The organism is Bacillus badius NBRC 15713 (assembly GCF_001591605.1).
In the GTDB taxonomy this organism is placed as follows: domain Bacteria; phylum Bacillota; class Bacilli; order Bacillales; family Domibacillaceae; genus Pseudobacillus; species Pseudobacillus badius.
The window spans coordinates 1-16,004 of the sequence record NZ_BCVF01000016.1 but is presented as its reverse complement, the minus strand read 5'-3'; the positions used below and the strand labels follow the sequence as shown (position 1 = coordinate 16,004).

The 16,004-nt window shown below is 40.1% G+C and carries 16 protein-coding genes; 15 read left to right on the top strand and 1 reads right to left on the bottom strand.

The window, feature by feature from the left end; all coding sequences use genetic code 11:
- Window positions 1–12: 12 nt before the first annotated feature.
- A complete protein-coding gene (locus tag BBA02S_RS09835; RefSeq protein WP_041113035.1) occupies window positions 13–1,278 on the bottom strand; it encodes a hypothetical protein in 1,266 nt (421 codons plus the stop codon).
- A 107-nt stretch (window positions 1,279–1,385) separates the two neighbouring features.
- Between BBA02S_RS09835 and BBA02S_RS09830 the strand changes: the two genes are divergently transcribed.
- The 15 genes from BBA02S_RS09830 to BBA02S_RS09760 all read left to right on the top strand — a co-directional run bounded on the left by BBA02S_RS09830 (window position 1,386) and on the right by BBA02S_RS09760 (window position 15,878).
- Window positions 1,386–2,495: a mandelate racemase/muconate lactonizing enzyme family protein gene (locus BBA02S_RS09830; RefSeq protein ID WP_041099467.1), complete on the top strand. Its 1,110-nt coding sequence runs from the start codon at window positions 1,386–1,388 to the stop codon at window positions 2,493–2,495.
- Between the two features lie 16 nt (window positions 2,496–2,511).
- Window positions 2,512–3,225: a GNAT family N-acetyltransferase gene (locus tag BBA02S_RS09825; protein WP_041113036.1), complete on the top strand. Its 714-nt coding sequence runs from the start codon at window positions 2,512–2,514 to the stop codon at window positions 3,223–3,225.
- 628 nt (window positions 3,226–3,853) lie between these two features.
- Window positions 3,854–4,222, top strand: a complete 369-nt coding sequence (locus BBA02S_RS09820; protein ID WP_169799354.1) for a hypothetical protein — start codon at window positions 3,854–3,856, stop codon at window positions 4,220–4,222.
- Window positions 4,222–4,785, top strand: a complete 564-nt coding sequence (locus BBA02S_RS09815) for a glycerophosphodiester phosphodiesterase (protein ID WP_041113038.1) — start codon at window positions 4,222–4,224, stop codon at window positions 4,783–4,785. Before BBA02S_RS09820 ends, BBA02S_RS09815 begins: the two co-directional genes overlap by 1 nt.
- 495 nt (window positions 4,786–5,280) lie before the next feature.
- On the top strand, window positions 5,281–7,092 hold the full coding sequence (locus BBA02S_RS09810) for a XylR N-terminal domain-containing protein (protein WP_052477217.1): 1,812 nt from the start codon (window positions 5,281–5,283) through the stop codon (window positions 7,090–7,092).
- 241 nt (window positions 7,093–7,333) lie between these two features.
- Window positions 7,334–8,881, top strand: a complete 1,548-nt coding sequence (locus BBA02S_RS09805) for a 4-hydroxyphenylacetate 3-hydroxylase family protein (RefSeq protein WP_041099470.1) — start codon at window positions 7,334–7,336, stop codon at window positions 8,879–8,881.
- A 133-nt stretch (window positions 8,882–9,014) separates the two neighbouring features.
- Complete coding sequence (locus BBA02S_RS09800; protein WP_041099472.1) at window positions 9,015–9,557, top strand: FAD synthetase family protein; 543 nt, start codon at window positions 9,015–9,017, stop codon at window positions 9,555–9,557.
- A gap of 70 nt (window positions 9,558–9,627) precedes the next feature.
- Window positions 9,628–10,398 carry a dioxygenase family protein gene (locus BBA02S_RS09795; RefSeq protein WP_041113039.1) on the top strand — a complete coding sequence of 257 codons (771 nt, stop codon included), beginning with the start codon at window positions 9,628–9,630 and terminating at the stop codon, window positions 10,396–10,398.
- A gap of 262 nt (window positions 10,399–10,660) precedes the next feature.
- Window positions 10,661–11,506, top strand: a complete 846-nt coding sequence (locus tag BBA02S_RS09790) for an alpha/beta fold hydrolase (protein ID WP_041113040.1) — start codon at window positions 10,661–10,663, stop codon at window positions 11,504–11,506.
- Window positions 11,507–11,765: 259 nt separating this feature from the next.
- Window positions 11,766–12,482: a carboxymuconolactone decarboxylase family protein gene (locus tag BBA02S_RS09785; protein ID WP_041099478.1), complete on the top strand. Its 717-nt coding sequence runs from the start codon at window positions 11,766–11,768 to the stop codon at window positions 12,480–12,482.
- A 22-nt stretch (window positions 12,483–12,504) separates the two neighbouring features.
- A complete protein-coding gene (locus BBA02S_RS09780) occupies window positions 12,505–13,194 on the top strand; it encodes a CoA transferase subunit A (RefSeq protein ID WP_041099480.1) in 690 nt (229 codons plus the stop codon).
- Complete coding sequence (locus BBA02S_RS09775) at window positions 13,187–13,867, top strand: 3-oxoacid CoA-transferase subunit B (RefSeq protein ID WP_041099482.1); 681 nt, start codon at window positions 13,187–13,189, stop codon at window positions 13,865–13,867. Before BBA02S_RS09780 ends, BBA02S_RS09775 begins: the two co-directional genes overlap by 8 nt.
- Entirely contained in the window at window positions 13,833–14,957 is a 1,125-nt protein-coding gene (locus tag BBA02S_RS09770) for a muconate cycloisomerase family protein (protein ID WP_041099484.1), read from the top strand. The genes BBA02S_RS09775 and BBA02S_RS09770 overlap by 35 nt, the downstream gene beginning before the upstream one ends.
- Before the next feature lie 72 nt (window positions 14,958–15,029).
- Window positions 15,030–15,371 (top strand): DUF3870 domain-containing protein, encoded by a 342-nt coding sequence (locus tag BBA02S_RS09765; RefSeq protein WP_041099486.1) that lies wholly within the window; start codon window positions 15,030–15,032, stop codon window positions 15,369–15,371.
- Window positions 15,372–15,878, top strand: a complete 507-nt coding sequence (locus tag BBA02S_RS09760; protein WP_041113041.1) for a flavin reductase family protein — start codon at window positions 15,372–15,374, stop codon at window positions 15,876–15,878.
- The last annotated feature ends 126 nt before the right edge of the window (window positions 15,879–16,004 follow it).

The following is a 16,004-nucleotide window of genomic DNA, read 5'->3' as shown; positions in this document are numbered from 1 at the left end:
TCTTTTCCTTCATTAGTAAATCGGCATATTTAATTCATAAATGGAGCGCGGCCGGCCTTGCTGATAAGTCATTTCTTCGCCAACGACTTTTGCAAATCCGTGATCGACGAGTTTTTTTAAGATTCGTTCGGTTGAACGGCGGGTAACCTGGAGGTAGGCTGAAAGATCAGCAGCTGTAAATTGCACTGATTGCCGTGATTTGCTAAATTGGATGATCTTTGATAAGTTTGCCGGGCTCATTTTGGTTTCTTTTGCTATTCGAAGCAGCTCAGGGTGATCGTTTTTTAATCGCTGCGTTTTCTTTTCTTTCGGAAACGGTCCGAGCAATTCCTTCTCTTCTGTTAAAATATACCCGCAGCTTTCATGATCATGCTGGAGGGCAAAACTGCGCGCAATTTTGGCATTTTGGCTGGCTTCGGCCGCGGTAAATCCATACCCAAAGCCTACGGCGACCGGTTCTTCCCATTTGAGCAGAAATTCGTGAAATGCATCGCTATTCATCACGATTTCAATATCGCCGCGGGTGCTGTACAATGAAAAAGCAGACTCTGCCGATTGTTGAATAGACGCATTCATCTCCCGGGCAAAAGCCTCCAAATACAGTGTTTGTGCTTCTTCCGGCTGCTTTAAGGAAATATAGCCGGCCGCAATAGTAGCCGAGTGGCTTTTTACAAGCTCTGCCTGCGCTTTCGTATCTTGCAGGCCTCGCACTAATGATTTGATTGGATCAACCATTCGCTGGGCTGGAACGCCAAGCTCACGGAGCCGGTTGTATACAGCATGGATGCTTGTAAGTGCCAGGTCGATTTTTCCGGACTTAAAGCGGGAGTAATGAAAATGAACAATATCATTTATATCAAATTTATTGGGCAGCTTATCCGCATAATCAATGACATGAATAGGTTCACGCTTCACGCCAATATCCGCAAGAACATTCTTAATAAAGACATATTCGGTTAAATCAATGGAGATCCGTTCTAATGAAATGTTTTTTTGAGAAATGACAGCAAGAAGCGATGTAGCAATGGCTGTTTCATCCTGCTCCAGATAATGGGAAGGGATAGGCAGCGATTCGTGTAGATCTTTGGAAAAATAGTAGGGCAGGGCCCCGGAAAAAAATACAGCATCGCAAGGCTTCAAGTACTTGATAAGCTCGGCAGCTTCCTCCGGCCGTTCATAGATATACGGCTCGATTTCCAGCTCGCCGATCTGAGGAACAACTGATAAAATAGTGCGGATAAAATCCGCTGAACCAACTACTGCAATTTTTATTGTCATCATTCCAGCTCCTATATGAAATGTAAAACTTTAGTTATTTAGCGTCTATTTAACGATAACTATACCAAATATAAAAATCTATTGTAAACTGAAAGGAAGAACATTTTATGAAAATTACAGCTATTCACTTATACGCAGCTCATTTCCCTTTACACACGCCATTTATCGTCAGTTATCACACATACGACTACATGCCTTCCATCATTGTAAAGGTTGAAACGGACGAGGGAATTACGGGCTACGGAGAAAGCGTCGCCGATGAACATGTAACAGGCGAAACCTGGGAAGGAGCGTTTTATACATTAAAAAATACATTGGCTCCCGCTGTTATTGGCAAAAACCCGCTCGAGTTGGAGAAGCTGCATGATATCATGAACAAAACTGTTTATGGAGCGCCAGCTGCTAAGGCCGCCATTGACATTGCTTGCTTCGATATTTTAGGTAAAAAGCTGGGACAGCCGGTTTATCAGTTAATCGGAGGGCGCTATCACAACGAGTTTCCGATCACACACGTGTTAAGCATTGGAGAGCCGGAGCATATGGCTGAAGAGGCGGCTGCTATGGTCGAACAGGGATATCAATCATTTAAAATGAAGGTGGGCAAGGATGTAAAAAGAGATGTTGAGCGCGTTAAAGCGGTCAGAGCGCGAGTAGGAGAGGAGATTGCTATTCGCGTAGATGTGAATCAAGGCTGGGTAAACAGCGCTACAACGTTAACGGCCATTCGCGCTCTTCAGGAAGCAAACCTCGACTGGCTGGAGCAGCCTGTATTAGCGGATGATATGAATGGGATGGCCTTTATCCGGTCAAAGACAGACATCCCTTTAATGGTGGATGAAGGACTAAAAGGTCCTCGCGAAATGCGTGAAGTAATCGAGAAAAAGGCTGCTGATAAAGTGAATATCAAATTGATGAAATGCGGAGGCATTTACCCTGCTGTAAAGCTTGCTCATCAAGCAGAAATGGCCGGACTTGAATGCCAGGTCGGTTCCATGGTCGAGTCATCCATTGGCTCTGCTGCCGGCTTTCATGTCGCTTTCGCGAAAAAAGTCATTACTAGCGTAGAATTAACTGGGCCGTTAAAGTTCTCAAAAGATGTTGGGAATTTGGCGTATGATGTACCGTTTATCCGCTTAACTGACAAGCCGGGACTTGGTGTGGATGTGGATGAACATACGTTGGCAGATTTAACGGTTTTTGAAGCAACTATCCGGTAATAAAGGAGGAACTGTGATGAAAGTAATTTATGAAGGAACATTAAATAGCAGCGGCCAATCCGTCCGTATTGTGCCGTTGTCGCTTGCTCAGCTGGACGATATTTTGGCATTGCAGCAGTTCGTGACGGAAACGTTGGAAAACAAGGCAGTATTAGAGCCGCTTTCTCGTGAACAATTTCAATACATTCTAGAAGGCAAAGGATTGGTAATCGGCGCATTTGCAGACGATCAGCTGATCGCTTTCCGGGCGCTCATGGAGCCTCCCGTCGACGAGGATGGCCATTTAGGCCGCGATATCGGTTTAACAGAAGAGGAATTATTGGATGTAATCTATCAGGAAATTTCAAATGTACATCCGGATTATCGCGGAAATGGTCTGCAAAAGACGCTTGCCCAATGGATCATGAAAGAATTAGAGCTTCTTGACAAACAATACAAGTATGTTTGTTGTACAGTAGCCCCCTTTAACATTCCTAGCTTGAAGGATAAATTTGCCCAAGGAATGGAGATTGCTGCACTGAAAGAAAAATACGGCAATCGTCTGCGTTACATCTTCGTCAAGGAACTAGACAAGGATAACAGCAAAGAAAACTGGGAATTTACAACTCTCCGTATGGATGACACAGCCGGACAGCAGAAATTGCTTGCACAGGGATGGAGAGGAATCCGTATGGAAAACCGTGAAGGTGTGCAGTGGGTTGATTTTAGAAAAAATGTTGCACAGGGATGATTTTTTCATTATCCGTTAATTGAATAGTGTACCTTTTTAAATCTCTACAATGGGCTAAGTCCCTAAACTGAATTTCACCTTTAATAAAGAATATGTAAAGCAAAAAGCCATCTGCTCTTTGGAATGAATAGATGGCTTTTTGCTATTTAAAACAGTGTAAACTAGTCGGGAAATTTAAAAATCCTAAACTTAATCGGTTATTGTTTGTAATAGTTGATTCTTTATTATTTGGCTGCGGAATGTGATCCTAAATATTTAAATGAATATCAAATCTGAATTAAATTATTGATGCAGAAATGCAAAACCCTGAACAATATAAAAAGCCGTATGCAAAAGTATACAGAGAAATTTTAGAACAAATTGAACATGCAGATAAACGATGATTTCTCTCATTTCATTCACTTGAGCATCATTGGTTTAAAGAATTTTCGATATCGACTTATGGAACGTTACTCAGTTGCCGCGCAACATACAGGTAACATTCGCTTCAGAACTTCTTCACATGTGCTGCTGCACAATCCGCTGGTATTTGCTGGTCAGGCTGCTTGTAACAAATGTTTTAATAGGGGAAGGTTTACTATACAGGCCAATGGCAGATTGAAGCACATAGTCAACAAGTGTTTTTTAAGTGAACGACAAAAAACAACAAAATTATCTTAAACGTAATAAAAAATTAATGTGCTATTTACACTGTTTATGTATTGTGAAAGCGCACCAAATATTAAAGAATAGGAAGTGGAGAACAGTGAAAAAGAAAAGAATCTTGTCGTTGACTGTGCCGTTTATGTTGGCAACATCTTTGTTTGGAGGTGCTGCAAGTGCAGCCCCGAATGATAACTGGTTACAAAGCAGCAAAACGGAGTTAAGTGCTCATCGTGGCGCACAAGTGGCGGCTCCTGAGAACACATTAGAAGCGATAACTCAGGCTGGACTATTAGGGGGTATGGCTTTGTTGAAATTGATGTCCAAAAAACCAAGGACGGCCAATACATATTAATGCATGATAAAACGGTTGACCGTACTACGACAGGCTCTGGAGAGGTAAAAGATTTAACATTAGAAGAAATTCAAAGTTTTGATATTGAAGATAAAGAAGGAAATGTAACAGATTATAAAGTACCAACACTTGAGGAAGTTTTAGAGGAAGCTCATAAATACAATATTGGTATTAATTTTGATGGTTCAAAAGGCGACTGGGGTGATAAGGAATTCGTAGACAGTATTATGGAAGAAGCTGAGGAAGCCAAAGTATTAAATCATTCATTCTTTGTACTAAGCAATGATGATATTCGAAATCAATTTAACGAATGGTACCCAGAAGCAACTGTGACATTCCTTGGAAATGCATTAAAAAATGTAGATGCTGATATTGAAGAATTAAAACAATATGATAACGCCATTTACTCAACATCAATTAACAATGTAGATAAAGAAACTGCCAAAGAAATTAAAAAAGCAGGCCTAAAACTGCATGTATACTCAGTTAATTCTGCTGAAGCATATGAAAAAGCGAAAAGTATTCATCCTCGATTGATTGAAACAGATGTGATTATACCTTAATATCATTGTTAGAATAAATGAATATGACAAAGGTGTTCTACGTAATGGGATTTTAAGAAAAATATAAAATCTCGTCAATCGATTGTGAATTGGCGAGATTTTTGATATTTAAACACGGATAGCATTGTAATTTTTATCAACACCCCGTTTGCAGCAATTATCCTCCACAATCTGGCCCAATTGTTAAATAGCATGACTGATGTTTCTTTAACAACTTTATTATTTTTTAAATGACTTTATTGTTACTTAACAAAAAGAGAAAACCGTAAAAAGATCAACCTCCATAAAGTATATAAATAAAACTAAAGGTTAACTTTTATAAAAACATATAAAAGCGGTTATTTTTATGAAGGCTTTTTATACAACTGTAAAAAAGTATATAAAAACAGCTTTAGCCTGCACTTTTTTATGGTTTGTAATGAGAACGAATATTGCTAATATTTTAAATATAGATTATTGTAAGCGTAAACATTTTTGATCTGGGGGTGGGGAGAAATGAAATCTTATCAGTTGCTTTTTGACAATTTAATTGATGTAAATCCCCGTACTGGCGAGATTAAATTTAGTGATAGAAGAATGGCTCTAGTGCCTGTGGAAGCATTGGGGATTCTGCGCAGGGATTTAGTCAATACCTTAGGGATGGAGCGGGCAAAGGGATTTTTAATGAGATATGGATGGGCTTGGGGATATAGAGATGGAGAAACCATTGAAAAAATGTTTAATTGGGATTCAAAGCAGGAGCTTATATTGGCAGGTCCTTATTTACACACATTAGAAGGAATAGTTACAGTCGAACAGGATGTAATTGAACTGAACGAGGCAGGCCTTTGTTTTACAGGTTTTTGGAAAAACTCCTTTGAAGCCGTGGAACACGTTAATCATTATGGCTACAGTGAGGATCCGATTTGCTGGACGCTTATTGGTTATGCAAGTGGTTATTTAACGAAAACTTTCGGAAAAGAGGTATTGGTTATTGAAGAGCAATGCCAAGGAAAGGGGGATCCGCACTGCCGTTTTGTGGCGAAAACAGTTGATGAACAGGATAAGCGCCATCAGCAAGATTTGCGGTACTATAAAGCGGAATCGCTATTATCAGAGCTAGATCGCGCTTATAAAGAAGTTCAGCAGTTGAATGAAAATATTATCCATTCAGAGCAAGTTCAAAAGCAATTAACGGACATGCTGCTGGCAGACAAGAGTGTCAAAGATACCATTCACTTTCTTGCCGACACGCTGCAAAAAAGCATTGTGATCGATTATTATTTTGAAAAGTTGGAATGCGCTTTTGTGTGTTCAGAGGATGAAGAGGCTTATCAAAACTGGATAAAGGATAAGGGAGGGCGTAAGAAGAAGCTAAAGCAGATTGATACATTCTCTATCCGCGCTCATAATGAAAACCTCGGCCGCTTAGTTGTTATTGGCAACGAAGAACTTTTGCAAAAGGAGCGAATGATAACCGAACGGGCACTTACAGTTTTCTCAATACAAATGTTTCATCAGCATAAATTAACGAAAGCTCTCTGGAGAAAAAAAGAAGATTTTTTTGAAGAAATTTTAAATAATAACTATGACGAACACACTCTTCAAAGGTATACACATATTTTTAATCTTAACCCCCACCACTCAAGCCGCATTCTTACATTGAAAGTTGACACTGATTCAAAACGGAAAGGGATCCTCCATTATATTTGCTTGCTGTATCCAGAGATGGAGGTGTTTTTGAAAGATCAATACATTATCTTTGTGTTGTTAGAAGAAGACTATTCAAAAATAGAACGGTTTTCAGCAAAGTTGCAGTCTGCCATTCAAAAAGAATTTAAGTATGTAAAGATGTATATCGGAACTGGGCGCAAAGTCGATCATTTAAAAAACTTATCAAAAAGTTATGAAGATGCTTGCCAAATATGTGACTTTTTGGAGATCGCTTATCCGACAGACAGCAGGATTTCCTGCTTTGAAGAATTGGAACCGGTTATTATGTTCTTAAAAGGCAGTAATCAGCAGGAGTTGATTGAGTTTTGTAGAAGGACAATTGGCGATTTAATTGAGCACGATGAACTAAGTCAGGGAAATTTAGTTATTACATTAAAATCTTATTTAGAACATAACGGCAACCTTCAGCAAACAGCTGACGATTTACATTTATCCATTGCGGGATTGCGTTATCGGATGGAAAAGATTGAGTCGCTTTGTCGATCTAACTTAAAGACAGGAATCGGACGTTTCAACTGTCAATTAGCTGTACAGATTTATTTTGCTTTACGGGTGATAGAGGGAGAGGATGCTTTTACCGTATTAAAAATATAAAAAGATCGCCTATTCGTTCTTCGGGATTGAATAGGCGATCTTTTTGTCTTTAATAGACAAGAGTTAACATAAATAATTTATGTCTTAAACATCTCTTTGAAATTCAAACCACAAAAACTGAAATAAAGACACGAATACACCCTATATTTTTGCAGTTCAAATTATTCTAAATAATCTGCATAATTTAATTACAACATGAAAGCGCTTTAAAAGCGGAGGGGAAAAATAAGGAGGAATAGAAATGAACGCACAATCAACGGCTACAGGCAATAGACCTTTAACAGGAGCAGAGTACTTGGAAAGTTTAAGAGATGGGCGCGAGGTATGGATCCATGGTGAGAAGGTAGCAGATGTAACGACTCATCCAGCTTTCCGCAATTCAGCCCGTTCAATTGCACGTCTTTATGATGCTTTGCATGATGAAAAAACAAAAAACGTTTTAACGGTAGAGACAGATACCGGCAATGGCGGATATACGCAAAAATTTTTCCAGTTTGATAAAACAGCAGAAGATCTGCTAGCCTCACGAAATGCGATTGCTGAATGGGCAAAGTTATCCTATGGGCAAATGGGGAGGTCTCCAGACTACAAAGCTTCTTTCTTGGCAACTCTTGGTGCTGATCCTGATTATTACGCTCCCTATGCTGATAATGCGAGAAGGTGGTACAAAGAAGCGCAAGAGAAGAATTTGTTTTTCAACCATGCAATTATTAATCCGCCAGTGGATCGCAATAAGCCGTTAGAAGCAGTAAAAGATATTTTCATTAAAGCCGTAGGAGAAACGGAAGAAGGCGTCATTGTGAGCGGTGCAAAAATGGTTGCTACTGGATCTGCTCTAACAAATTATAACTTTGTCGCTCATTATGGAGCAGCGCCGATTAAGGATGAAAATATGGCTCTGTGCTTTGTTGCGTCAATGGATACGCCGGGTGTCAAATTGATATGCCGGACTTCCTATGAAATGAATGCTGCAGTTATGGGGAGTCCATTTGATTACCCACTCAGCAGCCGTTTTGATGAAAATGATGCCGTTCTTGTATTTGAGAACGCCTTAATACCTTGGGAAAACATTTTAATTTATAAAGATGTAGAAAAGATTAATAACTTCTTTGCAGAGAGCGGTTTTTTGCATCGGTTTACGTTCCATGGCCTCACAAGGCTGGCAGTAAAGTTAGATTTTATCGCCGGCTTATTGATTAAGGCAGTCAAGGTAAATGGAACCGATCAATTTCGTGGCGTACAAGCCAATGTTGGAGAAGTCATAGCTTGGAAGAATATGTTCTGGGCACTAAGCGATGCGATGGCAATGAACCCGAACGAGGGGAAGAACGGCACAGTTTTGCCTAACTTAAATTATGGTCTTGCTTATCGTGTCTTCATGTCGGAAGGGTGGCCGAAAATTAAAGAAGTTATTGAAAATGTGGTGGCAGGAAGCTTAATTGTTCAACCTTCAAGCATACGAGATTTCAAGAATCCGGAACTCCGGCCAATTATCGATAAGCTGTACAGAGGTTCAAACGATGTTGATGCGGTAAATAAAATCAAGTTAATTAAATTGCTCTGGGACGTAGTAGGAACAGAGTATGGAGGCCGACATGAATTATATGAAAGAAACTATTCCGGCAATCACGAAAACATTCGTCTTGAGAACCTTGTCGTTGCTAATAGCAATGGAGAAGCAGAGATGATGGAAAGGTTTGTTGAGGAATGTATGAATGATTACGATTTAGATGGCTGGCAGAATAAGACATGGATTAATCCCGATGATGTCAGCTATTTTTCAAAGTGACAAGTCAAAACAAATGAGATAGAAGTTTGCATTAAATAATCTCACAAGAGGCTCGTGTAATATAAAATCCACTTGCTCTATTGGAGGAGAAATGGGTATGTGGTCAGGAGAGTGAGGACATGGAGGGGCTTCTATGGAAGTAATCAAAAACAACAGTTTACATTTGAAACAGTCTATTGTGACGATTGGCGCATTTGATGGCATTCATATTGGACACCAGTCACTCATTAAGAAGGCGGTACGTCGTGCACGCCAATGTAACATTTCTTCAGTAGTTTACACTTTTGATCCTCCGCCGAGAGCCTTTTTTCAAAATCAAATGGTTTTAACGAGCGTAGAGGAAAAAGTGCATTTTTTGAAGAAGCTGGGTATCGATTATGTTATTGTGGCGAGATTTGATAAGGATTATTTGGCAAAGAGTGCAGGAGACTTTCTAAAGGAATTGGAAGCTTTATCTCCAAAAGAAATATGGGTGGGACCTAATTTTCAATTTGGAAAGGGGAAACGGGGAACAACGGAAGATCTGGCTGCTCGCTTTAATACGTTTATTCACCCTCTAGTTAAGTGTGCAAACGGGCAAACTGTCTCTTCTACTAGAATTAGAAACTTACTACACCAGCAGAAGGAGCATCTGGCAAATGAGTTACTCGGAAGAGAGTTATTTGCAAGTGTTTAAATTCAAAATAGCATAAAGGAACCTTACATTATTTACAAACAAAAAATTAATTTGAAAAGGAGCAATTCTTATGATCGAATCTATCGTGAAAAATAAACGAGTAACGGAAATATATGCAAGTTTTGTTAAGCATATGAAAAACTTTTTAGACGAGCAGCAAATCAATCATGAAGAATATACCAATTTCGTAAAGTGGGCCAATCGTTTGGGCACAAGCGGAGAAGTTCCCCTGTTTTTGGACGTATTCATAGAAACGTATGTTTTAGAAGCAAAATACAAAGGTCTTCCGGGAACAGAGCCTTCTCTTCTAGGTCCTTATTTTGTAGAGGGAACCCCGCTGTTAAAAGAGCAGCCGTTTGTCCTCCCGCAGAGACCGGACGAGAAAGGAGAGAAACTGGTATTTCGCGGAACTGTCAGCTCGGTAAACGGCCAGCCGCTTCCGCAGACAAGAGTGGAATGGTGGCAGGATGATGCGGATGGGTTTTATTCTAATTTTGATTCGGACGCACCTGACTATAATTTAAGAGGACATTTCTATACAGATGAAAATGGACGTTTCGAGGTCCATTCGATTGTGCCGGTTCCATATCAAATTCCGACAAATGGGCCGACGGGGGAATTTGTGAAGGCAGCTGGCTATCATCCTTACCGTCCGGCACATTTGCATATGAAATTTGAGAAGGAAGGCCATGAACCTCTTATTACGCAGGTATTCTTTGAAGGGGATGAATGGCTGGATACAGATGTAGCAAACGGTGTCCGTACGTCTCTTCTTACGAAGCTTGTAGATAAAGGAGGCCACAAAGAAGCATCATTAGATTTTGTGATGCGGATTGAATAAGATGAAAATTACAAACTAAAGAGGGGGAATTCTCATAGCCCTTCTTTTTCTCCCTATAGAAAACAGCATAGGAGATAGTTAGAAAAATAGTCGGACAGCGCTTGACACTCCCGAGGCAGTTTAGATAATGGTCTAGGTTTTAAGGGGGATATGATAAAATAAGTTATCAACTAATGAACAAACCGGCTGTCTTAAATAACTGCTATCAAAGTTTGATAGCAATATTTAAGGCAGCCATTTTTTGTTACAAGGAGCGAATAGTATGAAAATGTACATGAAAGAGATAAATGGTCGCAAGCTTCAGCTAGCTGATTATCCTGGGAAAAAAGGCACGATCATTGCTATTCATGGATTAACAGGAACACATAAAAATATGCATTACTACGCTGAAGCGTTAAAAGACGATTACAGATTTATTGCCCTCGATTTACGAGGGAGAGGCAACAGCTCACGGATGGATAAGAAGCCTTCAATCTTTCAGCATGCAGAGGATATTATTGATTTAATCAATGAATTGGAAATTGAGAATCCTATTCTAATGGGGCATTCAATGGGAGCATTTATTTCAACTATTGTCGCCAGTAAATTAGATTCTGTGAAAGCTGTTATTTTATTGGATGGTGCTGCTTTAATGTCTAATCATCAGCGTGATATCGTAAAGCCGTCACTTGGAAGATTGAGTAAAGACTATGATTCGCCTGAGAGCTATATTCAGGAAACAAAAGAGATTTATGAACGTTTGGGTGTAGAATGGTCTCCTATATTAGAAAATACTGTCCAGTATGAAATTCGGAGAGAAGGGGACCATTGGGAACATAAGTCATGTGAGTCTAAAACTTTGGCTGACTTTGAGAGTTTTTATTCTTATTCGCCAAAAGAAGTATGCGCCTCTATTCAATGCCCTGTTTTGTTAGTATATGCCAAAGGAGAAATCGGCCCATTTCCTCCATTATTTTATGAGACAGACTATATTGAAACAAAAAAATATACAAAAAATATCGAGATGATTGTTTCAGCCTGCAATCACTATACTATGGTGTTTGAGAATAGGGAAGAGATTAATCAGGCGATCACAGAATTTTTAGAGAATATCTATATCAAAAGTTGAAATATTTAGAATTTGGTGTAAAATATAAATATAAATGAATAAGTGATTGCCTATTCATTAGCTATTAAAAAATACCCTTTTTAATACTAACTAATGAACGAATGGCTGTCTTCAACAATTGTTATCTTAGTAGGTAGCAATGTTTGAGGCAGCCATTTTTTTGTGGCAATTACACAGAAGCTTGAACAATGAGAATTTTTGGTGGAGGCAAGGGATGTAAATGCTGCTTTTATAAATCATTGGGATAGGGTGTTGAAGAATGAGAAGTGGATTGGCCTATTTTAAAGAAGTATACGATACCGTGCCGGGATGGGTGCAAAAAATGCATGACTATAGCCCTGAATCGCTTGAATGTTATACAAATTTGCGTGGAGGCATTATGAGTGATAGTGCACTAACAAGAAAAGAAAAGGATATTCTTTTAGTCGGCATGAACGCAGCAAGGTTGTATGAACGCAGCATGCTCTATCACACAAAAGGAGCAATAGATGCCGGTGCTACCATACCAGAATTGGTAGAGTATTTAATGGTTCCCTACCTATACAATGGAGCTAAAGCATTAAATACGGCTATGAAGTCATTAGAGTATGCTCTATCGTTACAAGGAAAAAGAAACTCTGTTTCCATAAAGAATGCCGGAACAATGGAAGAATTGCTTATACAAATAATTCAGTTAATGGACGGCGAAGACACAACCTTTATTGAAGGAGCATTATCGCTGCTGCGATCGGAGAGAGACGATCTGCTGATAGAAAAAATAATGGACGATGCAGTGGTTTCCAGGAAAATGAAGCAGCTTTTAATGGTCGGAATCTTCATTACAGAATTAAAGGGCCAACAAGCAGGAAAATGGATGAAGACAGCCAGGGAGAACGGAGCTTCTGAAGAGGAGTTAGCGGATGTAGGATTTATTTGTTTATTAACAGCCGGTATTCCTGCTTGGTTTGAGGCAAGTGATTCGTTAGCTGAAAAATAAAGTTGAAGCGGTGGTGAAATGTATGGACAAAATCCATGGCAATGCAGTGCAAGCCTTATCTTGTGTACAGTCCGGCCATACATTAATGGTCGGAGGGTTTGGTCTAATCGGCGCGCCTCTTACACTAATTGATGGGCTGGCTGAGATAGATGTAACCGATCTGACAGTTATTAGCAATAACCTTGGTGAAGCCGGCCGGGGATTAGGTGTGCTTCTTAGGCAAGGTAAAATTCAGAAAGCGATTGGATCATATTTTACAAGCAATCGGGAGGTTGGCGATTATTATCAAAAAGGGGAAATTGAATTGCAACTGTTGCCTCAAGGAACTCTTTCGGAATCCATGAGGGCGGGCGGAGCAGGAATTGGCGGTTATTACACGAAAACCGGTGTGGGAACGGAACTGGCGAAAGGAAAAGAAGAACGGGAAATTGATGGAGTCAAATATGTCTTTGAACCGGCAATCCGGGCAAATATCGCTTTAATTAAGGCCCATAAAGCGGATACCCTTGGAAACCTCATCTACTATAAAACGGCCCGTAATTTTAACCCGTTAATGGCAACTGCAGCTGATGTTGTTATTGCTGAAGTAGATGAGATCGTTGAACAGGGAGAGCTTTCTCCAGAAGAAATTGTGACACCGCACTTGTTTGTAGACAAGATAATTAAAGCGAAGAAAATACTGACGAAAGCCGGGGTGGTCAGCTGTGAGTGAGAAGAATGACATTCAAGAATTGATTGCCAAGCGAGCAGCAAGTGAATTAAAAGGGCCTTGCATTGTTAATCTCGGTATTGGGATCCCTACATTAGTCGCAAAATATATTGATGATAAAAATATCCACTTGCATACGGAAAATGGGCTTCTTGGCGTAGCGGACGTGGAAGAAGAACATATCGATCCAAACAGGGTGAATGCAGGAAAGCTGCCAGTCGGCGAAACAATTGGTGCTTCGTTCTTTAACAGTGCAGAGTCTTTTGCCATGATCCGCGGGGGGCACATAGATGTTGCAATTCTTGGTGTGCTGCAAGTCGATCAAACCGGTGTTATCGCCAATTGGGCAGTACCGGGGAAGAACATCATGGGGGTAGGAGGCGCCATGGATTTGCTTGTAGGAGCAAAAAAAGTAATAGTAACAACAACACATACGACAAAGGATGGCACGAGCAAGCTGTTAAAGAAATGCACTTTTCCTGTTACTTCTACAAGAAGTGCGGACATGATTATTACAGAGATGGCTGTATTTAAAGTAGTTAATCGCAAGTTACAGTTAATTGAATTAATGCCCGGAGTGACAATAGAAGAAGTGCGGAAAAAAACAGAAGCGGAATTTATAGAGCAGAGGATTGATAATAATGAAAATTCATTCGCTGGATATATACGTAGTTGATCTGCCGACAATCCGTCCTCATCATTTAGCTATGCATACGATTGTAACGCAAACAATTGTGTTAGCGTGTATAAGAAGCGAGGATGGCGTGGAGGGGTGGGCAGAAGTAGCGACAATTGGGGGAGCCTCCTATTCAGAAGAAAGTCCGGAAGCCATTAAATTTAACATTGAAAAATATATTAAGCCGCTCATTATAGGGGAGTACGCTAGAAACTTCGATGCCCTTTCTTATAAGATCAACCTTCATGTAAAGGGAAATTATTATGCAAAAGCGCTTGTTGAAGCAGCAGTGATTGATCTGACAGCCAGAACACAAAATATTCCGGCCTATGATTTATTTGGCGGAAAGTGCCATTCTTCAATGCCTGTTGCCTGGACACTGGCGAGCGGGGATACTGCAAAGGACATCGAGGAAGCACAGCGCTGTTTGGCCGAAAGAAAGCATAACATTTTTAAGCTGAAAATCGGAAAGGGTGATCCGAGAGCAAATGTAGCTCATGTGATAAAGATTAAAGCAGCAGTTGGGAATGCCGGAAGTATACGGGTCGATGTCAATCAGGCTTGGGACGAAGCCACTGCTCTATATTGCATCGAAGCTTTGGAAGATGGCGGGGTGGATTTAGTTGAACAGCCGCTTGTTCGCTGGAACCATGAAGGTATGGCGAGGCTTTCTTCCCGTTTTAAAGTGCCGATCATGGCAGATGAATCGGTTGGAACGATTCACGAAGCTTATCAAATTGCCAAACACCGTGCAGCGGATGTATTTGCTTTAAAAATAGCAAAAGCAGGAGGTTTAACTGCTGTTAAAAAGACAGCAGCTATTGCGGAAGCCTCTGGCATTCCTCTATACGGAGGAACAATGATTGAATCTTCACTTGGGACAGCTATCTGTGCACAGTTATATTCTACTATTCCAGAAATGGCATTTGGTACAGAATTATTTGGACCGCTGTTATTTAAAGATAACGTGACCCTCAACCGAATTGAGTACGAAAACTTTGAAGTGAAAGTGCCGGAAGGTCCAGGGTTTGGCATGGAGATAGATAAGGAAAAGGTAAAACATTATTCAAGAGAAGTGTATATAGTATAAACTTATAAGGGGAAATACTCCCTCAAAGGGCGAATGCCTTAGATACACGGGATCTTGAAAGGATGTAATTGTATGCGAATGACAAGTGTATTGATTACTGCTTACGCGAAGGCACCGCAAAATACAAGCATGTATGAAAACTATAAATATGCCGGAATCGTGCTTGAAATTCATAAGGAGAGTCATATTATCCTAAATGCCGAATTTACTTTTCTAACAAACCTTGCTCAGGATTACTTTAAAAGAATGATTATCGGTTATGACTTCAGCAAGGATATCAAACCATTGATTGAGGAAATTACAAGCGATTTTATAGCTCCCTCCCAGCAGGCGGTTATTGTGGCACTAAAAGTGGCTCATCAAAGGTATAAAGACAGTCTAGAAGCAAGAAAATTAAAAAAGGAGAGAGAGTAAATGGATAAAGCAGAAAAACAATTGCTCTTTAAAGAAGTAATGGGGAACTATCCAACAGGTGTCACAATTGTTACAGGAGTATCAGAAGATGGAACACCCGTTGGTTTGACTGTAAATTCATTCGCTTCGGTGTCACTTGATCCATTAATGATCCTTTGGTCTATTGACCATGGAGTTTCTACAATTAAGGCATTTACAGAAGGCGGAAAATTTGCTGTCCATGTATTAGCAGGGGAACAACAGGACCTATGTAAAACGTTTGCTACAAAAGGAGTAGATCGGTTTAGCCAGTGCAAATGGGAAATGTCTGAAACCGGTTTGCCTATTATTGAAGCAGCGTTTGGTGTATTTGAATGTGAAACGTTCCAAGCGGTGGAAGCAGGTGATCATACAGTGCTTATCGGCAATGTGACTAATATTCGTCTTGATAAGGAGAAAGATCCAATGCTTTATCACCGGCGCTGTTTTGGCCCGATTCCGGCCGAGTTTTATAATTATGTAAAATAAGGACTAAAATGAATTAGCAAATATTTCTATATGCGTGAAGGAACAATTGATAAGTTATTTAACTCTTTTATATACAATCCATGCACATTTGGAGAAAAGCCGGCTTGGTTGACAAGCCGGCTCAGA